Here is a 19,060-nt window from a genome sequence, read left to right on the forward strand (position 1 = left end):
GATTCAGTGCAGTGCTGGCCCGACGAGCGCTGGGCCCGCCGTGGAATGTCCCGCCGTGCGCGGTGATTCCGCTCGGCTGGCCGAAAGGGAAGTACGGCCCGACGACGCGGCGCCCGGTCGGCGAATTCGTGTCGCTGGACCGGTACGGCAACCGGGCATTTCTGTAGGCGGTTCCGCTCGGAGGCCGGGCCGGCCCACGCTGAATAACGGGTCGTCGAGCCGCCGAACGCTTGCACAGAGCTGGTCCCGATGGTGGCGCTACGTAGCGTCCCTCGTGCAAACCGCGACACTTAAACGTCTGCCCCGAATGATGGCGCAGCGGTTTAAGTCTCGCGGACGCCACCGCCGTGGGCTGCGCTGTGCCGCACGACCTCGTCCAGCTGTACCCGCGAGGTCCTGGTTTGGGGTAGATGGGCAAGACGAAAAGCCTGGCGGTGCCAAGCCGAATTGCCAATTGTTGAGGTCGCGGGATGCGTATAAATCAGGCAGGCCGACGTTGTTTGCCCAGTTAGATAGCGTGTGGCAAGGTCGTGGACGTGAACGAGCCTTCCGATGTTCAGGGCGCCAACGGGGTGGGGCAGACAGCGGGGCGGACCGCGCCGCCCGTGCACGCGCTGTCGGCGGACCAGCAACCGGCGACCAAAGCCGACCTGTATGCCGCCGTCGACGCGATGCGCGCCGACATGCGCGAGCTGATGGAGCACGTCCGCGAGCTGATCAAGGTGGCGGACAAGCGGGTGAGCGACCTCGAGCGGGCTCAGGGCGAGCTGACCGAACGGCTTTCGGAGGACTGGTGATGACGTGCGGAGGCTGTCGAACGAACTAGCCGTCATCTTGTTGGGTCTGGTCGGTCTGGTGGCCGGCTGCGGCAACGACGGGAAAGAAACGGCGCCGACGACCACGACGACGACCACCGTCGCGCCGTCGCGACCCCCGGTGGCGGCGGACGCCCTCGACGGGCTGCTGCTCAACCCGGCCGAGATCGGCACCGCCATGGGCGTTCCGGAGGTACCGGCAGCGAAGACGTCGACGCAAATGGTCAACACCAGCGCCACCAAGCCGGACATGAACTGCCGCTTCACCCAACCGGCCGAGCACAGCATCTACGCGAACAGCGGGTGGAACGCAGTGCGCTCGCAGGAGCTGCAGGAACCCGTCCCGAACTTCGCTCATCACGTCATCCAGGCGGTCGTGTCGTTTCCGGACGCCACCGGCGCGGCGAGCTTTTTCAAGGCGTCGGCCCAGTTCTGGCCGCTGTGCGCCAACCACGAATACCGGGTGCTGTCGCCCGGCGGGCCGGACAAGGTCTTCACGATGGGGCCGATCGACACCACGAACGGCGTCCTGAGCACCACCGACACCCTGCAGGGCGGCAACGGCTGGGCCTGCCAGCGGGCACTGACCGTGAGCAACAACGTCGTCGTCGACGTGGCCGCGTGCGCCACCAACCCGCCGCCCGGCGCGGCGGTGGGGATCGCCCGCCAGATCGCGGAGAAAGTCGCCAAGCTGTAGGCGGCCACTCTCGGCGAGCAGACGCAAAAGCCCGCCATTTCGGCCCGAAATGGGGGCTTTTGTGTCTGCTCGCGAGGCGAACGGCACTATGAAACCCGTGAAGCCATTTCGCATTGACGTGTCCGACGATGTCCTCGACGACCTGCGCTCGCGGTTGGCCCGCACCCGATGGCCGGAAGCCGAATGCGTGGACGACTGGAGTCAGGGCATCCCGCTGGCGTACACCCGGGACCTGGCCGAGTACTGGGGCGCCGCCTACGACTGGCGCTCGCGGGAGGCCGCGCTGAACCGCTTCGACCAGTTCGTCACCGACATCGACGGGCTGGACATTCATTTCATCCATCAGCGCTCGCTGCACGAGGATGCCTTCCCGCTGGTGATCACGCATGGCTGGCCGGGCTCAATTGTGGAGTTCCACAAGGTGATTGAGCCGCTGACCAATCCGACGGCGTTCGGCGGCCGCGCCGAGGACGCTTTCCATGTGGTGTGCCCGTCGCTGCCGGGCTACGGCTTTTCGGGTAAACCCAGCCGGACGGGCTGGGGGGTCGAGAGGATCGCGAAGGCGTGGGAGACGCTGATGGGTCGGCTGGGCTACGGGCGCTACGGCGCCCAGGGCGGCGACTGGGGTGCGGCGGTCACCACGCAGATCGGCCGCAATCGCGGCAACTGCGCGGCCATCCACCTCAACATGCCGGTCGGCCGGCCGACGAAGGAGTCGCTGGCCAACCCGACGGCCGAGGAGCAGCGGGCCATGTCCGCGCTCGCCGACCACCGGAAGTGGGGCACCGGCTACTCCAAGCAACAGTCGACGCGTCCGCAGACCGTGGGCTATGGGTTGGTCGATTCGCCGGTGGGCCAATTGGCGTGGATCGTCGAGAAGTTCTGGGCCTGGTCGGACTGCGACGGCAACCCGGAAAACGTGTTCACCCGCGACGAGTTGCTGGACAACGTGATGCTGTACTGGGTGACCGAGACGGCGGCGTCCTCGGCCCGCTTGTACTGGGAGAGCTTCCAAGTGTGGGGTGGCGGGGGTCGCGTCGAATTACCCACCGGGGTAGCGGCTTTCCCGGGCGAGCTGCTGAAGGCCCCGCGCAGCTGGTGCGAGCCCGTCTACAACATCACGCACTGGACGGACATGCCGCGCGGCGGGCATTTCGCCGCGTTCGAGCAGCCGGAGTTATTCGTCGACGACGTCCGTAAGTTCTTCGCGACGGTGCGCTAAGCCCGGCGAGCAGACGCAAAATCACCCGAATCGGCCCTCGAAAGGGAACTTTTGCGTCTGCTCGCGAGGGGGACGCGCCCCGCCGAGCATCGGGCCGCTCGCGGCATAGCCCCCGTCGACGGCCAGCGCCGCGCCGGTGATGAACGAAGCCTCATCGCTGGAGAGAAACAGTGCGGCAGAAGCGAGTTCGGCGGGCTCGCCCCAGCGCGCCATCGGCGTCGGCAGGTAGCTGCCGGGCGGCACCTCGTCGTCAGGCTTGGCGCCCGCCATGCCGGTGTACGTCATGCCGGGGCAGATCGCGTTGATGCGCACGTTGGTCTTCGCGTAGTCCAGTGCCGCGGACTTGGTCATCTGCACCACCGCTGCCTTGGCCGCCGCGTAGCAGGAAAGGCCCTTCCAGCCGACCAGCCCGGAGGCCGAGGCGGTGTTGACGACGGCGCCGCCGCCCGTTTGCAGCATGGCGGGGATCGCGTACTTCATGCCGAGGAACACGCCCTTGAGATTGATCGCCAGGATGGTGTCGAACGTCGCCTCGTCGATGTCGGCCAGGGCCGCGTGCGGCCCGCCGAAGCCGGCGTTGTTCAGCAGCACGTCCACCCGGCCGAAGCGCTGCACGGCGGCGTCGACCATGCCGCGCACGTCGGCGGCCCGCGTGACGTCGACGCTCACGGGCACGGCGACATCCCCGAGCAGTCCGGCGATCTCCCGCTCCTGCCCGCTGATGTCGGCGCACACGACGCGGGCGCCCTCGTCGGCGAAGCGTCGGGCCGCGGCCCACCCGATGCCGGACCCGGCGCCGGTGATGATCGCGACCTTGCCGGCCAGACGGCCCATCTACACGATCCGGCGGCCGCGGCGCGCCCGAGACCGCATGTCCCACAGGTAGATCTGATAGCCGAGCAGCCAGACCCGGTGCGGAATCAGCCGGTCGGCCAACCGCAGCGCGGTCAGCAGCCACTCGAACCGGCGCTGCTGGGACTCCGACCAGTCCAGCCGCATCAGCGCCCGGAACTCCGGTGCCAGGAACCCCGTCGTCGCGAACAGGTTCAGCGGCCCACCCAGCTGCCGCAGCGGCGTCGGCAGGAACGCCATCGCGGCCACCCCGTGCAGGTGCTCGCGGACCGGCGGGTCGATCTGCAGCTCGTCGAGCGTGCGCTTCCAGTACTCGTCGAACGCGACTCGGTCCGGCGGCCACATGCGTTCGGGCACCTGCAGCGTGGTGCCGAGCTTTTTGCCGTCCTGGTATACGGCGTCAGCGCTGGCGTCGTCGAGCGGGCCGTGCAGAAACTCGTGCTGCTCGACGAAGTAGCGGTACAGACACGCGGCCACCCACAGCTGCAGCTTGGGATCGAACGCGTTGTAGGACACCGGGCTCGCTGCCGTCGACCGGACCTGCCGGTGCGCGACGTCGACGGCCTTGCGGATCAGCGCGCGGTCGGACTCGGTCCCGACGGTGGCCACCGCGAGGTAGGTGCCGGTGGTGCGGGCCCGTTTGAACGGGTGCTTGTAGACGTTGCCGCTGTCCACCGGGCTTTCCAGCACGCCGTAGCCCACGCCGGGCAGCGAGAGTTGCATGATCACGTTGGCGGCCGGCAACAACAGCGCGGCCGGATTCAACAGGTCGGCGACCCGGGTCGCGGGCCGCTTCATCGCGGTGTCTTCCCCATGTGATCGAGTAGACCACGTGTGGGACGCTGCCGGGGTGGTTGCGTCGACACGATTCGTCGGCCTGCTCGCCGGCTACCTGGCCGACCTCGCGCTGGGCGACCCGCGTCGAGGGCATCCGGTCGCGGCTTTCGGCGCGGCGGCCGCGCGGCTCGAGCGGCTGACCTATCGCGACGGCCGGGTGGCCGGCGCCGTGCACGTCGGCCTGCTGGTCGGCGCCGCGGGCCTGCTGGGTGCGACGCTGCGGTCCCGCCCCGCGCTGGCGGCCGCCACCTTTGTGTCGCTGGGCGGAACCTCGTTGGCGCGCACGGGCCTGACGATGTCGGAGCGGCTGGACCTCGAGGACCTCGAGGCGGCCCGACGGCTGCTGCCGGCACTGTGCGGACGCGACCCCTCGGTGTTGGACGGGCCCGGCCTGACCCGAGCGGCGCTGGAGTCGGTGGCGGAGAACACCTCCGACGCGCAGGTCGCGCCGCTGGTGTGGGCGGCGGTCGGCGGCGCGCCCGGCGTGCTGTGTTATCGGGCCGTCAACACCCTGGACTCGATGATCGGGTACCGGTCGCCGCGCTATGCCCGATTCGGCTGGGCGGCAGCGCGATTGGACGATGTGGCGAACTTTGCCGCCGCGCGGTTGACCGCGGCGTTGGTGGTGGTGTGCGCGCCCGTGGTCGGCGGATCGCCGACGGGTGCCCTGCGTGCGTGGCGCCGGGACGCCGCCCGGCACCCTAGTCCCAACGCGGGCGTCGTCGAGGCTGCGTTCGCCGGGGCGCTCGGCGTTCGGCTCGGCGGGCCGACCCAGTACCGCCACGAGCTGCAGATCCGCCCGACGCTCGGCGATGGCCGGGTGCCGACGGTGGCGGACCTGCGCCGCGCGGTGGTGTTGTCGCGGGTGGTGCAGGCCGCCGCGGCTGTGGTCAGTGCGGCCGTAGCGTGCCGGTGGTCTGTGACTCCGGGGACTCGCGAGAGACCCCAAATTCGCGGCCGAACCCGCGAATTCACGCAAGTTTGAGCGCCGTCGCGGCAGCGACGGGCCGGCCCGCCGCGAGCGTGCACAGAATGCCACCCAGGACCGCGTGTCGCCCACATCTGCGCACGCTCGCGGACAGCGGCCGGGTTAGTCCCAGCGCCACTCTGTTATCGGCCGGCAGACATGTGTCTGTTTGCCCGCCTCACGAGCGACAACTGCGTTGCGGCACGACGACTGTCACAAGTTGTCGCGATGAGGCGGGCAAGAATCCACACACCCGGCACGCTGTGACGCCTGTGACGGCCCCCCACGCACGCCCTACCGACGCCGGCCGTACCGGTCCGCGAGCTTCTCCTCGACGGTCATCGGGGCCTCGGGCGCGGGCGCCAGTTCCTTTTCCCGACGCCGGGCGCGCACTTCGGCGTAGGTGAAATAGGCCAGCGCGGTGGGGGCGAGGATGCCGAACGAAATCCACTGGATGCCGTATGACAGAAACGGCCCGGATTCCAGATGCGGCATGCCGATCACGCCGAGCCCGCCGGGTTGATCCTCGACCAGCTGCAAATACGACCCGGCCAGCGGCACCTTCATCAACGCCGCGACCTGTTCGGTGTTGATCGAATACACCTGCTGGGCACCGTCTCGCAGAAACGGCTCCTTCTCCTTCACCAGCGGTTCGGAGTCGCGCAGCCGCGCGGTGAGGGTCACCGTTCCCTCGGGCGCGCGGGGGATGGGCGGCACGTGCGAGCCCTCCAACGGACGCACGTAGCCGCGGTCGACCAGGACGGTCGGCCCGTCGTCGACGACAAACGGCACCAGCACCTCGAACGCCTGGTCGCCCTCCACCGCCCGCAGCCGCGCCAGCACCTGCACGTCGGGCAGATAGTGCCCGGTAGCCGTCACCCGCCGCCACTGCTGCTCCGGTGCCGCGGAAACCTGCTGCGGCAGAAAGGTTTTCAGCGGCACAGGCGGGCTGTTCAGAGAGGACTGGATTTGGTCGTTCTCCCGCGACGTCCTGGTGTTCTTTCCCAGCTGCCACGGTGCGAGCACCACGAAGCACAGGTAGGTGAACGTGACGACCAGCAGTATCAGCGCTATCCATCCCGGCCGGGACAGGAACGACAGGCTTCGAAAAACCCGGCGCATCAACCGTGCCCGTTCTGCGCGAGCTGCTCGTCGACCCACGCGTGCAGGCCGGGCAGGGCAGCCTCGATGACGGTGAAAACCTCCTCGAAGTCATCGTGATTGCCGTAGTAGGGGTCGTCGACGTCGAGGACGTAGGCGCCTGAGCGTGGGTCGAAGGAGCGCAACATGCGGATCCGCTCGTCGTCGACGCCCAGCTGTCGCAACAGCCGGAGGTGGTTGCGGCCCAGCGCCACAACCAGATCGGCCGCCATGTGGTCGTCGTCGACTTGGGCGGCGCGGTGGTCGGTAGGGTAGCCGTGGTTGTGCAGCACCCGGGCCGCGCGGATATCGGCGCCGGCGCCGACGTGCCAGTCGCCGGTGCCGGCGCTGGTGACCCGTACGGCGTCGCTCAGACCGCGCTCGGCGATCTGGTGGGCGAACATCTTCTCGGCCATCGGTGACCGGCAGATGTTGCCGGTGCAGACGAAGGTGACATGCAGCGGTTTCGACTCAGACACCTAAGGCCCTCCGCAGGTCGTCGACGGTCGCTGCGTGCGTCGCGGGCCCGAACCCGTCGGCGAAGTCGGCCCGCCCGTAGCCCCAGCCGACCACGACGGTGTCGATGCCGTGGGCGGCCGCCCCGTCCACGTCGTGGCTGCGGTCGCCGACCATGAGCACGCGCTCGGGCAGCGGTTGCAGCTGAGCCAGCGCGTGCGCCAGCACCTCCTCCTTGGACTTGCGCGCGCCGTCCGGGCTGGCCCCGGCGATCACCTCGAAATACCGGTCGAGGTCGAAGTGGGCGAGGATGCGCCGCGCCGTCGTCTCCAGTTTGGAGGTGGCCACGGCCAGCCGGATGCCGGCGGCGTGCAGGTCGGCGAGCAGCGCGGCGATGCCGTCGAACAAGGTGTTCATCGCCCAGCCGCGGCTGCCGTACTCGGCGCGGAAGGCCGCGATCGCCTCCTCGGCGCGCCCGTCGAGCCCCATCGCGCGGAAGGTGTCGTCCATCGGCGGCCCGACGATCCGGGCGGCCAGGTCGCCCTCGGGCACCGGCGCCCCGATGTGGCTGAGCGCGTGCAGGAAGCTGGCGACGATGCCCTCCGCGGAGTCGGTGAGGGTGCCGTCGAGGTCGAACACCACCAACTGCGGGGCATCCCCGCTCGACGGCATCGTGTCAGTCACGCTCCCATTGTCCGTGACCGTTCCGGCGGCGCAGCCGTCGGCTCGATCGACGGTCCGGTAAACGATCACGCGATCGGCCCTCGCCGAGGCGGGGCCACGGTTATGCTCCGTGCGCTGGCTGCCATGCCAGCACCATCGGGCCATGACCATGAAGGGTGATCAACGTATGCGCCACCTACCCGCGGCAATAGCCGTCGCCGCCGTATCCGTGCTGGTCGCCTCGTGCGGCGGCAACGACGAGAAGGGCTCCGGTTCGTCCAGCTCGGCGAGCGCGACCACGACCACCTCGACGGCGGCCGCCAAGCCTCCGCTGGCGCAGGCCGCGCTGGCGAATGTCCTGCTCACGCCCGCCGAGGTCGACGCGTTGCTGGGCGTCACCGCCACCAGGAGCAAGGAGAAGATCGACAAGCTGCAGGACGACCTGCCGAAGCCGCAGGCGAACTGGAAGTTCCCCGATGAATGCGCCTACGCGATGGGGCCGGTCGAGGCGGCCGTGTACAACGGCAGCGGCTTCACCGCGGTCGTCGGCGACGACTCCGTCACCGACTTGAAGAACGATCAGGACATCGAGCTGGCTCAGGCGGTGGCGTTGTTCCCGTCCGCCAAGGAGGCGACCGACTTCTTCAACGCCTCGGCGCAAAAGTGGCCCGCGTGCGGCGACAAGACCATCACCCAGCCCGCCGGCCCGGACAGCGCCGAGATCAACTGGAAGTTCGGACCGTTCGCCAACGAGAACGGAATCCTGACCACCACCGCCTCGAGCAGCGTCCCCGGCAACAACGGGGCGCCCGGCATGAGCATCACGGTCGGGCGCGCGCTGACCGTGCGCAATAACGTGGTGATCGATCTCGTGCTGATGCGCAAGGAAGACCAGGCGAAGTTTGCCGCCAAGGCCGCAGGTCAGATCGGCGACAAAGTCGACAAGCAGTAGTCGACAAGCAGTAGGAGCTGCCACCGCCGACGCTGACGATGTCGGGGGCGCACTAGTGTTTCGGGGATGGCGAGTCTGGGCTATCACGGCGATCAGGCCGTCACGCCGGGCATGCTGGATTTCGCCGTCAACGTCCGCGATGCTCAGCCGCCGCGGTGGCTGGTGCAGCGGCTGGCGGAGCGGCTGCCGGACCTGGCTCGGTATCCAAGCGCCGACGACGTGGGCGCGGCCCGCGACGCGGTGGCGCAGCGCCACGGTAGGGGCGCCGACGAGGTGCTGCCGCTGGCCGGGGCCGCCGAAGGGTTCGCGCTGCTGCCCAACCTGCGCCCGGCGCGCGCGGCGATCATCTCGCCGTCGTTCACCGAGCCGGCGGTGGCGCTGACCGCGGCCGGGGTCCCGGTGCATCACGTGGTGCTGCGGCCGCCGTTCGGCCTGGATGGCAACGCGGCAGTGCCCGACGACGCCGACCTGGTGGTGGTGGGCAACCCGACCAACCCGACGGGGGTCCTGCACACCCGCGAGCAGTTGCTCGCGCTGCGGCGGCCCGGCCGGACTCTGGTGGTCGACGAGGCGTTCGCCGATTCGGTCCCCGGTGAGCCGGAGTCGCTGGCCGGTTTGGCACTGCCCGACGTGCTGGTGCTGCGCAGCCTGACCAAGACGTGGTCGCTGGCCGGGCTGCGGGTGGGCTACGCGCTGGGTGCGCCGGAGTTGCTGGCGCGGCTGACCGCGCGCCGCGCGCACTGGCCGGTGGGCACGCTGCAACTGACGGCAATCGCGGCGTGCTGCGCCGCCGAAGCGGTCACCGACGCCGCCAACCGCGCGGTGGCGCTGGCGGTGCTGCGGGCCCAGATGGAGGTCGGTCTGGAATCGGTGGGCGCGGACGTGGTCGACGGCCGGGCCCCGTTCGTGCTGTTCCGCATGCCGGGCGCGGAGCGGATCCGACAAAGCCTGCACGACAAAGGCATTGCGGTTCGCCGCGGGGACACGTTCGTCGGCCTGGACGCCGGATATCTCCGCGCGGCGGTGCGGCCGGAGTGGCCGCTGTTGGTCGACGGCATCAACGGGGTGCTGCCGTGAGCGTGCGGCTCGCCGACGTGATCGCGGCGCTGGACGAGGCGTATCCGCCGCGGCTCGCCGAGTCGTGGGATTCGGTCGGCCTGGTGTGCGGCGACCCCGACGACGCGCTGGAGTCGGTAACCGTCGCGGTCGACGCGACCCCGGCGGTCATCGACGAGGTGCCCGATGGCGGGCTGCTGCTGGCGCATCACCCGCTGCTGCTGCGCGGGGTGGACACCGTCGCCGCCAGCACACCCAAGGGCGCGCTGATCCACCGCCTGATCCGTTCCGGCCGTTCGCTGTTCACTGCGCACACCAACGCCGACTCGGCGGCACCCGGTGTGTCAGACGCGCTGGCGGAGACGCTCGGTCTGACTGTCGAGACCGTGCTCGAGCCGGCATCGGATGGGCCGGATCTGGACAAGTGGGTCATCTACGTGCCGCGGGAGAACGCCGAAGCCGTGCAGGCGGCGGTATTTGCGGCGGGCGCCGGGCACATCGGCGACTACTCGCACTGCAGCTGGAGTGTCAGCGGCATCGGCCAGTTCCTGCCGCACGAGGGCGCCACGCCAGCCATCGGCAGCGTCGGCGCCGTCGAGCGGGTGGCCGAAGACCGCTTCGAGGTCGTCGCACCCGCGCGGATACGGGCGGCGGTGCTGTCGGCGATGCGCGCCGCGCATCCCTACGAGGAGCCGGCGTTCGACGTCTTCGCGATGGTGCCCCTGCCCGGCGGTGCCGGGCTGGGCCGCATCGGCAGGCTGGCGCAACCGGAGCCGTTGCACGCCTTCGTCTCCCGCGTCGACGCCGCGCTGCCGAAGACCTCCTGGGGAGTGCGCGCGGCCGGGGACCCCGACATGGCGGTGTCGCGGGTCGCGGTGTGCGGCGGCGCCGGCGATTCGCTGCTGCGTGCCGCGGCCGCCGCGGATGTGCAGGCGTACGTGACGGCGGACCTGCGCCACCACCCGGCCGACGAGCACCTGCGGGCATCGGATGTCGCCCTCATCGACGTCGCGCACTGGGCGAGTGAATTCCCATGGTGCGGGCAGGCCGCCGGCATGCTGCGGTCCCGGTTCGGCGACGAGCTGCCGGTCCGGGTGTGCAACATCCGTACCGACCCCTGGAACGTCAACGAACAGGCCGACGAACAGGCTCAGAGAGGTCAGGCATGAAAGCCGACGTGGCACAGCAACGGTCACTACTCGAATTGACCGGGCTGGACGCCGAGCTGTCTCGGCTCGCACACCGCGCCCGTCATCTGCCGCAACGGGAGGCCTACGACCGGTTGCAGGCCGACCACGACGCGGCCAACGATCGGTTGGACGCCGTGCGGATCGCGGTGCAGGACTTGGACGGCCAGGTGTCGCGTTTCGAGTCGGAGATCGACGGGGTGCGCCAACGCGAAGACCGCGATCGGTCGTTGCTCAAATCGGGTGCGATCGACGCCAAGCAGCTGTCCGACCTGCAGCACGAACTGGAGACGTTGGAACGGCGTCAAGCCAGCCTGGAGGATTCGCTGCTGGAGGTGATGGAGCAGCGCGAGGAACTGCAGGAGCAGCTGGCCGCCGAGGCGCGCGCGATCGAGGCGCTGCAGGCCGAGCTGTCCGGCGCCCAGCAGGCGCTGGATGCCGCCGTCGCCGAAATCGACCAAGCCCGCCAACAGCATTCGGCGCGGCGCGACGAGCTCGCGGCGACGCTGGACCCCGCCCTGTCCGCGCTCTACGAACGTCAGCGGGTCGGGGGAGGGCCGGGTGCCGGGCCGCTGCAGGGGCACCGCTGCGGTGCCTGCCGCATCGAGATCGGCCGCGGCGAGCTGGCCCGCATCACCGCGGCCGCCGACGACGACGTCGTGCGCTGTCCCGAGTGTGGCGCGATCCTGCTGCGGGTCAAGGCAGCCCAGTGAAGGTGATCGTCGAGGCGGACGGCGGGTCGCGCGGCAACCCCGGGCCGGCCGGCTACGGCGCGGTGGTGCGCAGCGCCGACGATGCCGCCCTGCTGGCCGAGAGCAAGGAGGCTATCGGCCGCGCGACCAACAACGTCGCCGAATACCGCGGCCTGCTGGCCGGTTTGGCGGACGCGGCGAGGCTCGGCGCGACCGAGGTCGCGGTGTTCATGGATTCCAAGCTGGTGGTCGAGCAGATGTCCGGGCGCTGGAAGGTCAAGAACCCCGACCTGGCCGAGTTGCATGCTGAGGCCAAGAAGCTGGCGTCGGGCTTCGACCGGATCAGCTACGCGTGGATTCCGCGGGAGCGCAACTCGCACGCCGACCGGCTGGCCAACGAGGCGATGGATGCCGCCGCGGCGGGTGCGCCGGCGCAGACCGCGAAATCCGAAGCGCCCCAATCGCCGGGCTGGACCGGGGCGCGTGGCACCCCGACCAGGATTCTGTTGCTGCGCCACGGGCAGACCGAGTTGTCGGTGCAGCGCCGGTATTCGGGTCGCGGCAACCCGGCGCTCACCGACCTCGGGGGTCGGCAGGCGGCGGCCGCGGCGCGGTACCTGGGGGAGCGCGGCGGCATCGCGGCGGTGATTTCTTCGCCGCTGCAACGGGCTTACGACACCGCATCGGCGGCCGCCGGCGCGCTGGGCCTCACCGTGGCCGTCGACGACGATCTGATCGAGACCGACTTCGGGGCCTGGGAGGGGTTGACGTTCGCCGAGGCCGCCGAACGTGATCCGAAGCTGCACCGGCGCTGGCTGCGCGACACCAGCACGGCGCCGCCGGGTGGGGAGAGCTTCGACCAAGCGCTGGTGCGGGTGCTGCGGGCGCGTGACCGCATCGTCGCCGAACACCAGGGCGAAACGGTGCTGGTCGTATCGCACGTGACGCCGATCAAGATGATGCTGCGGTTGGCGCTGGACGCCGGGCCGGGCATTCTGTACCGATTGCACCTGGACCTGGCGTCGCTGAGCATCGCCGAGTTCTATTCCGACGGAGCGTCTTCGGTGCGGCTGGTGAACCAGACGGGCTATCTCGTCAGCTGAGGTTCTCTTTGACGAACGACGCCAGCGCGGTGGTGAGCTGGGCGGAGAACGGCAGCGGCTTGGTGTAGCCGCCCGGTGTCTTGCTGGCGTCCTCCTTGAGGACATGGTTCACGCCGGTCAGGTGCACGAAGTCGGTCTTGGTGCCCGCGGCCGTCAGGCCGGACACCAGGTGATCGACGTCCTCGCAAGTGATTTGGGTGTCGGCATCGCTGCAGGTGACCAGCACCGGCATGCCGCGGGCCAGCTTGCCGGCCAGCTCGGCCGGATCGAGGGCGTCTTCCTGCTGCAGGAACCGGGCATTGGCGGCGTTGATGATCGGCTTCAAGCCGGCCGGCTCGTCGGGCGGAACCTGTCCGGTCGCGCGGAATTCGGCGATCGACTTGTCGATCGCCGCCGTGTTCTCGTCGGCCTGAGCTTGGGTGAGCTTTCCGGCCTTGACGGCGGCGTCGGCCTGGGCGTGCGCCTGCAGGGAGACGTGGTCGAGGATGCGACGGCTCTGCGGCTCCACCAGCCCCAGGGCCCGCACCGGCGGAACGCTTCCGGGCGCGGCGGTGGCCAATTGCAGCGCGTACAGGGCGCCCTCGCTGTGCCCGATCACCATCAGGCGGTTGCGGTCGACGCCGGACTGGCCGGCCAGGAAGGTCAGCGCCGCGTTGGCCTCGTTCTGGAACGCGGGCACGTCGATCGTCGTGGCGTCTTTGGCGTAGGGCCCGAGACCCGTCTGCCCGGTGCCCAGCTTGTCGTAGCGCAGGCTGGCCACGCCGTCCTTGGACAGGGCCTGGGCCAGGTTTTGCAGTGTGTTGATCGAGCCGCGCGCGACGGCCGAGTTGCCGTTGCGGTCGGTGGGCCCGCTGCCCGCAATCAGCAGTGCCCCCGGCACCGGCTTCTCCTGCCCGGACGGGTGGCGGAACGTGCCATACACGGTCATGTCGCCGACCGGGAACGTGACGGCGTCCTCCACCCACGAACCCGGCGCCGACGAGGTGGGCCCGGCCGGCACCATCTCGCGGGACTTCTGTGGGGCGCCGCATCCCACCACCGCGAGCACGATCATCGCCGCACACGTCAGCGCAGTCCACCACTTCGTCGGCATCCTCGGAACGTACCGCTCGCGGCCTGCCCGCGCGAGGATCAAGTATCGCGGTACCTATGACATCCGGCGCGCCCGGAGCGATGATCGATGGATGACCGAAGCAGCCAGCACGGACGGACCGGATGTCGACGTCGTCGTGGTGGGCGCGGGCATCGCGGGCCTCTACCTCGCGTACCGCCTGAGCCGCGCCGGATACCGATTTCGCGTGTTCGAGGCGGCCGACGACGTCGGCGGCACCTGGTACTGGAACCGGTATCCAGGTGCCCGGGTCGACGTGCCCAGCATCGACTACATGTACAGCTTCGATCCGGACTGGCAACGGGACTGGCAGTGGTCGGAGAAATATGCCACCCAGCCCGAGATCCTGCGCTATCTCAACCATGTCGCCGACAAGCACGACCTGCGGCGCCACATCACCTTCGGCACGCGGGTGCAGCGGGCGCATTGGGACGACGGGGCGAGGCTCTGGCGTGTCGGCACCGACGGCCAGGAGGTCACCACCCGCTTCGTCGTGATGGCCACCGGCTGCCTGTCCCTGCCCAAGCCGCCCGAGATCGACGGTCTCGAGTCCTTCGGCGGCGAGGTCTACTTCACCAGCCGCTGGCCGCACGAGCCCATCGCCTTTCGGGACAAGCGGGTGGCGGTGATCGGCACGGGTTCCTCGGGCGTGCAATCGATTCCGGTCATCGCACGCGAAGCGCGGCAGCTGGTGGTGTTTCAGCGCACCCCGTGTTTTTCGATCCCCGCGCGCAACGGCGCGATGCCGCCCGCGAAGCTCGCGCGAGTGGCAGATGAAGCGGAATACCGTGCGGCGGCCAAAATTTCGTTCGGCGGCATCCCGATGGAGCGCAGCGTCACCCCGACATTCAGCGTTTCGGAGACCGAACGCCGACAGGCCTACGAGCGCGCCTGGGCGGACGGCCTGCTGTTCGAGGCGATCAACGTGTACGCCGACGTGCTGAGCAATCCCGCCGCCAACCACGAATACGCCGAATTCTTCCGCGGCAAGATCCGCTCGATCGTCCAGGATCCGCAGACCGCTGCCGAGTTGTGCCCGACCGATCACCCCATCGCGACGAAACGGCCCTGCCTGGACACCGACTACTACGCCACCTACAACCTGCCGCACGTGCGCCTGGTCAACGTCCGCAAGCATCCGATCAGAGCGATCACGGAAAGTGGCATCGACACCGCCGACGAGTCGTTGGCCTTCGACGTGATCGTGTTCGCCACCGGTTTCGATGCCCTGACGGGGGCGATCACGGCCGTCGACATCCGCGGGCGTAATGACCTGGCGCTGAAGGACAAATGGGCCGACGGGCCGCACACCTACCTCGGCCTGAGCACGGCCGGTTTCCCGAACCTGTTCTTCATCACCGGTCCCGGCAGTCCGTCGGTGCTGGCGAACATGGTCGTGGCGATTGAACAGCACGCGGACTGGGTGCTCGACTGCCTCGCTCGCCTGGCCGCAGACGGCTTCGACGTCATCGAGCCCACCGAAACCGCCGAGGCCGGGTGGACGCAGCACGTCAACGACTGCGCCGACATCACCCTCTACCCGGCGGCGAATTCCTGGTATATGGGCGCCAACGTGCCTGGCAAGCCACGGGTTTTCCTGCCCTACTGCGCTGGCTTCGACTTCTACCGCGCCGGCTGCGACGACGTCGTCGCCCGCGACTATCTCGGCTTCCGCCGGTCCGGACCCGACGGCTCGCGCTGCAACGACGGGGTGGTGCGCCGGCTGCAACCGGACGTCGAGATGGTGCTGAACGCGATGGCGGAGTTGGGGCTGCCGCCGATGGAATCGATGTCCGTCGCCGACGCGCGCGCCCTCTACGCGCAGATGGCGTTGGTGCGGCCGCCGGGACCGGACGTCGGCGAGATCGTCGACGGTGTCCTGCCTGGTGCCACAGGCGATCTGGCATACCGGCTGTACCGGCCGCCGACCCCGGGCCCGCACCCGGTCGTGGTGTACTTCCACGGCGGCGGCGGCGTGCTGGGCGACGCCGTCGCGGATGACCCGCTGTGCCGGGACTTATGCGTGCGCAGCGACACGGTCTTCGTCTCGGCGGACTACCGCCACGCGCCCGAGCATCGGTTTCCCGCGGCCGTCGACGACGCCATGGCAGCGGTGCGCTGGGTTGCCGACAACGCCGCGGCGTTGGGCGGCCGGCCGGGACAGCTCGCGGTGTGTGGTTGGAGCGCGGGTGGACTCCTCGCGGCGGTGGTATGCCAGCTGGCGCGCGACGCGGGCGGACCGGCCATCCTCGGGCAGGCGCTCCTGACGCCGCCGGCATCCGGCGACATGACGTCCGCGTCCTTTGCGGAGAACGCCGACGGCTACGGCCTCACGACGCCGGTGGTCCGGTGGTTGTACGACCTCTACATCGGCGAGGCGGACCGGGGCGACCCGCGCTTCGCCCCGCTGCGGACGGCTGATCTGTCCGGTCTGCCGCCCGCGGTCGTCGTGACGGCCGAGTTCGATCCCCTGCGCGACGACGGCGAGGCCTACGCCGTCGCGCTTGCCGCGGCGGGTGTCCCCACCGAGCACGTCCGCGCCCGCGGCCACACCCACCAGTCGCTGTCGATGGTCGACGTGGTGCTCTCGGGCGCTCCGATCCGGGCCCGGATGGCGCAGGCGCTGGCGGGGTTCCTCGCCGCCGCGCCATCTATCATTCCGGTATGAGCCGGACTTCCGTCGTCACGTTCGCGGTCGGGCTGATCCTTGCGCTGTTCGGCGTGATCTGGGCGCTGCAGGGCTTCGGCGTCCTCGGTGGCAGCCCGATGACCAACACCACGACGTGGTCGATCATCGGCCCGATCACGGCGCTGGTCGGAATCGTGATCGCGGTGCTCAGCTGGCGGAAACGGTGAAGTGCACCGTGTGCCATCCGGTGGCGCCGTCGGGCACCGGGTCGGCCTGATCCGCCGTCTGGACCGCGCCGGTGTTGTCGGTGGCACGCACCGTGATCGTATGTTTCCCAGGGTTTTTCGCCTGCCAGGGAAAGCTCCACAACCGCCAGGTCTGGTTGGAATAGCTCGCGCCGGGCACGGCGGGCTGCCATCCGCCGTCGTCGATGCGGACCTCCACGCCCCGCACGCCGCGATTCTGCGCCCACGCGACGCCGCCGAACGTCACCGGTCCCACCGGCACCCTTTGGCCGCCCTTCGGCACGTCGATGCGCGATTCCGTCTTCACCGGCGCGTGCGCCGCCCAGCCCTGCCGCGTCCAGTACGCCTTGGCCTTGTCGAAGCGGGTCAGCTCCAGATCGACGACCCACTTGGTCGCCGACACGTAGCCGTAGAGGCCGGGCACCACCAGCCGGGCGGGGTAGCCGTGTTCGATCGGCAGCGGCTGGCCGTTGAGGCCGATGGCCAGGAGCGCGTCGCGGCCATCGGTGAGGGCCTGTACTGGAGTGCCGGCGGTGAACCCGTCGACCGATGTCGAGAGCACCATGTCGGCGTCCGCGTGCACACCCGCCGCCGCGAGCAGGTCCGCCACCCGGTAGCCCGTCCAGACGCCCGTCGAAATCAGTTTTCCACCAACGGGATTCGACACGCAGGTTAACGTCGTCACGATCTCGACGACCTCGAAGCGGGAGAGGTCGTCGAAGCTGTAGGTGGCTTCGTGGTCCACCATGCCGTGGATGCGCAGGCGCCAGTCGCCGTGGCTGAGCTGTGGCGTGCTGAGCGCGGTGTCCACTCGGTAGAAGTCGCGGTTGGCGGTGATAAAGCTTGGCAGCGCAACGCCGTTGGGTTGCACCTCGGCGGGTATCTGGGGCGCCGATCTGCGCGGTAGCGGAAGCGTGAGGGCGGTGCGGTCACCGGCCACCGAATGCGCCAACCGAGTGAACATTGCGCCCGCCACGCCGCTGGCCACGCCGAATCCGAGCAAGCCGTACGCGATCAGCCTGCGTCGGCCGGTGTCGGGCTCGTCATCGTCGGCGGCGTCGGGAGCCTCAGCCGGAAGTCGTCGGACCAGGAACCGCAGGGCCCACACACCGCAGGCCGCGCCGGTGACCGTCGGGATGGTGTCAATCACCGTCGCGCCCTGCCGCGATAGCACCGCGGCGCAGCCGAGCACGCCACCCGCGGCGATCACCGCGCTGCCGAACGGGCGGTGCCGCGTCTCGAAGGACCCGGCGATCGCGGCGACCGTCGCGATCACCACGAGCACGACGACGGCCAAAACGGGTTTGTCCATGGTGCCGAGGGTCTGAATCGCCCACTCTTTGACGGGCCCGGGCGTCAGGTCGACGACCGCCGAGCCGACCGCGGCGCGCGCATCGGCCCGCGGGCCGAAGGGGATGCCCAGCAGTTGGGTCACCCCGAGCGCGACGGCCGCCGCGGCGACGCCCGCGATCATCCGCTCACTGGACCGCTGATCTGGCCGGGCCATCAGCGCAGCAGATCGGCCAGCGCCGCGTCGAGCGTCGGAAAGTCGAACGTAAAGCCGTTGTCTTTCAGAATCTTTGACGTCGCATACCGTCCCGTCAGCCCGAGCGCGGGATCGGTGCGCAAAACGACGCCACCGAGTTTCACCAACGCGGCCGGGGTGGGTGGGGCGGCCGGGCGGTGCAGTTGCCGGCGCAGGGCGGCCATCAGGTCGCGGTTGCGCACCGGATGATCGGCCGCCGCCACGAGCACCCCGTCGGGAATGGTGACGCCGGGAGTCAGACCCAGGCAGGCGCGGACGATCGCCAGCCAGTCCGACAGGTGAATCCACGAAAACCATTGCCGGCCGCTGCCCACCCGACCGCCCAGGCCGAACCGGGTCAGCCCCACCAGTCGGGTCAGCGCGGGGGAGTCGGGGTCCAGGACGACCGAGGTACGCAGGATCACGCCGTGGCGGGTGTTGGCTCCCTCGAACGAACGCTCCCAGGGTTCGGCCACGCCCGTCATCTGGGGCAGGCCGGTCGGCAGCGGCGTGGTCTCGTCGCAGTGGGTTTCTCCGGCGTCCGACCAGATCGCGGTGGTGCTGGCCTGAAGCCAGTGCGCCAGCGGAGTTTTCAGCTGCCGGCTGGCCTCGACCAGCGCCTTGGTGGGCGCCACCCGGCTGTCCCTGAGCGCGGCGACGTTGCTTGCGGTGGGCCGGCAGTCGACCAGCTTGCCGGCGAGGTTGACGACGGCGGTGTTGGGTCCGTCCAGTTCGGCGGCCCAGTCGCCGACGGTGCGGCCATCCCAGGGCACCTGGCGCACGCCGAGCGCCGGGTTTTCGCGGCGGGTCAGGACGACGACGTCGTGGCCGCGACCGCCGAGATCCGCCGCGATCCGCCGACCCAAAGATCCGCTGCCACCGGCCAGGACGACCTTGAGGGGAGTGCTCAC

At 69.8% G+C, this 19,060-nt stretch carries 19 protein-coding genes and 1 pseudogene; 12 read left to right on the top strand and 8 right to left on the bottom strand.

Features of this window, described 5'->3' with window-relative positions; genetic code table 11:
* Positions 1–2: 2 nt before the first annotated feature.
* The 4 genes and pseudogenes from AC5Y5V_RS04995 to AC5Y5V_RS05010 form a co-directional block, all read left to right on the top strand.
* A pseudogene (locus AC5Y5V_RS04995) lies at positions 3–167 on the top strand (nitroreductase family protein); the annotation flags it as partial.
* Positions 168–536: 369 nt separating this feature from the next.
* Entirely contained in the window at positions 537–797 is a 261-nt protein-coding gene (locus AC5Y5V_RS05000) for a hypothetical protein (protein ID WP_499931614.1), read from the top strand.
* A gap of 4 nt (positions 798–801) precedes the next feature.
* A complete protein-coding gene (locus AC5Y5V_RS05005; RefSeq protein WP_499931615.1) occupies positions 802–1,512 on the top strand; it encodes a sensor domain-containing protein in 711 nt (236 codons plus the stop codon).
* 88 nt (positions 1,513–1,600) lie between these two features.
* Positions 1,601–2,734 (top strand): epoxide hydrolase family protein, encoded by a 1,134-nt coding sequence (locus AC5Y5V_RS05010; protein ID WP_499931617.1) that lies wholly within the window; start codon positions 1,601–1,603, stop codon positions 2,732–2,734.
* 21 nt (positions 2,735–2,755) lie between these two features.
* Here AC5Y5V_RS05010 and AC5Y5V_RS05015 read toward each other — a convergent pair whose 3' ends face one another.
* Together AC5Y5V_RS05015 and AC5Y5V_RS05020 are read right to left on the bottom strand one after the other, a co-directional pair.
* On the bottom strand, positions 2,756–3,568 hold the full coding sequence (locus tag AC5Y5V_RS05015; protein WP_499931618.1) for an SDR family NAD(P)-dependent oxidoreductase: 813 nt from the start codon (positions 3,566–3,568) through the stop codon (positions 2,756–2,758).
* Positions 3,569–4,384 (bottom strand): oxygenase MpaB family protein, encoded by an 816-nt coding sequence (locus tag AC5Y5V_RS05020; RefSeq protein WP_499931620.1) that lies wholly within the window; start codon positions 4,382–4,384, stop codon positions 3,569–3,571. It lies immediately after the preceding gene.
* 52 nt (positions 4,385–4,436) lie between these two features.
* Between AC5Y5V_RS05020 and AC5Y5V_RS05025 the strand changes: the two genes are divergently transcribed.
* The gene (locus tag AC5Y5V_RS05025) at positions 4,437–5,408 is read left to right on the top strand and encodes a cobalamin biosynthesis protein (protein WP_499931621.1); all 972 of its coding nucleotides are present in this window, start codon (positions 4,437–4,439) and stop codon (positions 5,406–5,408) included.
* 276 nt (positions 5,409–5,684) lie between these two features.
* On the opposite strand, the gene AC5Y5V_RS05030 is transcribed toward AC5Y5V_RS05025, so the two are convergent.
* The 3 genes from AC5Y5V_RS05030 to AC5Y5V_RS05040 are packed head-to-tail and all read right to left on the bottom strand — an operon-like array spanning position 5,685 to position 7,658.
* Positions 5,685–6,512, bottom strand: coding sequence for an SURF1 family cytochrome oxidase biogenesis protein (locus AC5Y5V_RS05030; protein ID WP_499931623.1), 828 nt, complete (start codon positions 6,510–6,512; stop codon positions 5,685–5,687).
* Positions 6,512–7,009 carry a low molecular weight protein-tyrosine-phosphatase gene (locus AC5Y5V_RS05035; RefSeq protein WP_499931624.1) on the bottom strand — a complete coding sequence of 166 codons (498 nt, stop codon included), beginning with the start codon at positions 7,007–7,009 and terminating at the stop codon, positions 6,512–6,514. Before AC5Y5V_RS05035 ends, AC5Y5V_RS05030 begins: the two co-directional genes overlap by 1 nt.
* Positions 7,002–7,658 carry an HAD-IA family hydrolase gene (locus AC5Y5V_RS05040; protein ID WP_499931941.1) on the bottom strand — a complete coding sequence of 219 codons (657 nt, stop codon included), beginning with the start codon at positions 7,656–7,658 and terminating at the stop codon, positions 7,002–7,004. Before AC5Y5V_RS05040 ends, AC5Y5V_RS05035 begins: the two co-directional genes overlap by 8 nt.
* Positions 7,659–7,812: 154 nt before the next feature.
* Here AC5Y5V_RS05040 and AC5Y5V_RS05045 point away from each other — a divergent pair, with 154 nt between their 5' ends.
* From AC5Y5V_RS05045 to AC5Y5V_RS05065, 5 genes are all read left to right on the top strand, one after another.
* Positions 7,813–8,601 (top strand): sensor domain-containing protein, encoded by a 789-nt coding sequence (locus AC5Y5V_RS05045; protein WP_499931626.1) that lies wholly within the window; start codon positions 7,813–7,815, stop codon positions 8,599–8,601.
* Positions 8,602–8,667: 66 nt separating this feature from the next.
* Positions 8,668–9,678 carry an Rv2231c family histidinol phosphate aminotransferase CobC gene (gene cobC / locus AC5Y5V_RS05050; RefSeq protein ID WP_499931628.1) on the top strand — a complete coding sequence of 337 codons (1,011 nt, stop codon included), beginning with the start codon at positions 8,668–8,670 and terminating at the stop codon, positions 9,676–9,678.
* On the top strand, positions 9,675–10,826 hold the full coding sequence (locus AC5Y5V_RS05055) for a Nif3-like dinuclear metal center hexameric protein (protein WP_499931630.1): 1,152 nt from the start codon (positions 9,675–9,677) through the stop codon (positions 10,824–10,826). Before cobC ends, AC5Y5V_RS05055 begins: the two co-directional genes overlap by 4 nt.
* A complete protein-coding gene (locus AC5Y5V_RS05060; RefSeq protein ID WP_499931632.1) occupies positions 10,823–11,557 on the top strand; it encodes a zinc ribbon domain-containing protein in 735 nt (244 codons plus the stop codon). Before AC5Y5V_RS05055 ends, AC5Y5V_RS05060 begins: the two co-directional genes overlap by 4 nt.
* Positions 11,554–12,639 carry a bifunctional RNase H/acid phosphatase gene (locus tag AC5Y5V_RS05065; RefSeq protein WP_499931634.1) on the top strand — a complete coding sequence of 362 codons (1,086 nt, stop codon included), beginning with the start codon at positions 11,554–11,556 and terminating at the stop codon, positions 12,637–12,639. Before AC5Y5V_RS05060 ends, AC5Y5V_RS05065 begins: the two co-directional genes overlap by 4 nt.
* Here AC5Y5V_RS05065 and AC5Y5V_RS05070 read toward each other — a convergent pair.
* Positions 12,632–13,732, bottom strand: a complete 1,101-nt coding sequence (locus AC5Y5V_RS05070) for an alpha/beta hydrolase family protein (RefSeq protein WP_499931636.1) — start codon at positions 13,730–13,732, stop codon at positions 12,632–12,634. The genes AC5Y5V_RS05065 and AC5Y5V_RS05070 overlap by 8 nt on opposite strands.
* Before the next feature lie 91 nt (positions 13,733–13,823).
* Between AC5Y5V_RS05070 and AC5Y5V_RS05075 the strand changes: the two genes are divergently transcribed.
* Positions 13,824–16,418 carry a flavin-containing monooxygenase gene (locus tag AC5Y5V_RS05075; protein ID WP_499931638.1) on the top strand — a complete coding sequence of 865 codons (2,595 nt, stop codon included), beginning with the start codon at positions 13,824–13,826 and terminating at the stop codon, positions 16,416–16,418.
* Positions 16,415–16,606 (top strand): hypothetical protein, encoded by a 192-nt coding sequence (locus AC5Y5V_RS05080; protein ID WP_499931639.1) that lies wholly within the window; start codon positions 16,415–16,417, stop codon positions 16,604–16,606. Before AC5Y5V_RS05075 ends, AC5Y5V_RS05080 begins: the two co-directional genes overlap by 4 nt.
* Here AC5Y5V_RS05080 and AC5Y5V_RS05085 read toward each other — a convergent pair.
* Positions 16,587–18,131 carry a molybdopterin-dependent oxidoreductase gene (locus AC5Y5V_RS05085; RefSeq protein ID WP_499931641.1) on the bottom strand — a complete coding sequence of 515 codons (1,545 nt, stop codon included), beginning with the start codon at positions 18,129–18,131 and terminating at the stop codon, positions 16,587–16,589. The two genes, AC5Y5V_RS05080 and AC5Y5V_RS05085, sit on opposite strands and share 20 nt — an antisense overlap.
* Positions 18,131–19,060 carry an epimerase gene (locus tag AC5Y5V_RS05090; protein ID WP_499931642.1) on the bottom strand — a complete coding sequence of 310 codons (930 nt, stop codon included), beginning with the start codon at positions 19,058–19,060 and terminating at the stop codon, positions 18,131–18,133. Before AC5Y5V_RS05090 ends, AC5Y5V_RS05085 begins: the two co-directional genes overlap by 1 nt.

Source organism: Mycobacterium sp. NGS68, from assembly GCF_059812195.1.

Excerpts from the sequence above, each read along its gene's own strand:
- AC5Y5V_RS05030 (WP_499931623.1), bottom strand. The coding sequence starts at position 6,512 with ATGCGCCGGGTTTTTCGAAGCCTGTCGTTCCTGTCCCGGCCGGGATGG.
- AC5Y5V_RS05045 (WP_499931626.1), top strand. The coding sequence starts at position 7,813 with ATGACCATGAAGGGTGATCAACGTATGCGCCACCTACCCGCGGCAATA.
- AC5Y5V_RS05020 (WP_499931620.1), bottom strand. The coding sequence starts at position 4,384 with ATGAAGCGGCCCGCGACCCGGGTCGCCGACCTGTTGAATCCGGCCGCG.
- AC5Y5V_RS05070 (WP_499931636.1), bottom strand. The coding sequence starts at position 13,732 with ATGCCGACGAAGTGGTGGACTGCGCTGACGTGTGCGGCGATGATCGTG.
- AC5Y5V_RS05040 (WP_499931941.1), bottom strand. The coding sequence starts at position 7,658 with ATGCCGTCGAGCGGGGATGCCCCGCAGTTGGTGGTGTTCGACCTCGAC.
- AC5Y5V_RS05075 (WP_499931638.1), top strand. The coding sequence starts at position 13,824 with ATGACCGAAGCAGCCAGCACGGACGGACCGGATGTCGACGTCGTCGTG.
- AC5Y5V_RS05060 (WP_499931632.1), top strand. The coding sequence starts at position 10,823 with ATGAAAGCCGACGTGGCACAGCAACGGTCACTACTCGAATTGACCGGG.
- AC5Y5V_RS05010 (WP_499931617.1), top strand. The coding sequence starts at position 1,601 with ATGAAACCCGTGAAGCCATTTCGCATTGACGTGTCCGACGATGTCCTC.
- AC5Y5V_RS05085 (WP_499931641.1), bottom strand. The coding sequence starts at position 18,131 with ATGGCCCGGCCAGATCAGCGGTCCAGTGAGCGGATGATCGCGGGCGTC.
- AC5Y5V_RS05015 (WP_499931618.1), bottom strand. The coding sequence starts at position 3,568 with ATGGGCCGTCTGGCCGGCAAGGTCGCGATCATCACCGGCGCCGGGTCC.
- cobC (WP_499931628.1), top strand. The coding sequence starts at position 8,668 with ATGGCGAGTCTGGGCTATCACGGCGATCAGGCCGTCACGCCGGGCATG.
- AC5Y5V_RS05080 (WP_499931639.1), top strand. The coding sequence starts at position 16,415 with ATGAGCCGGACTTCCGTCGTCACGTTCGCGGTCGGGCTGATCCTTGCG.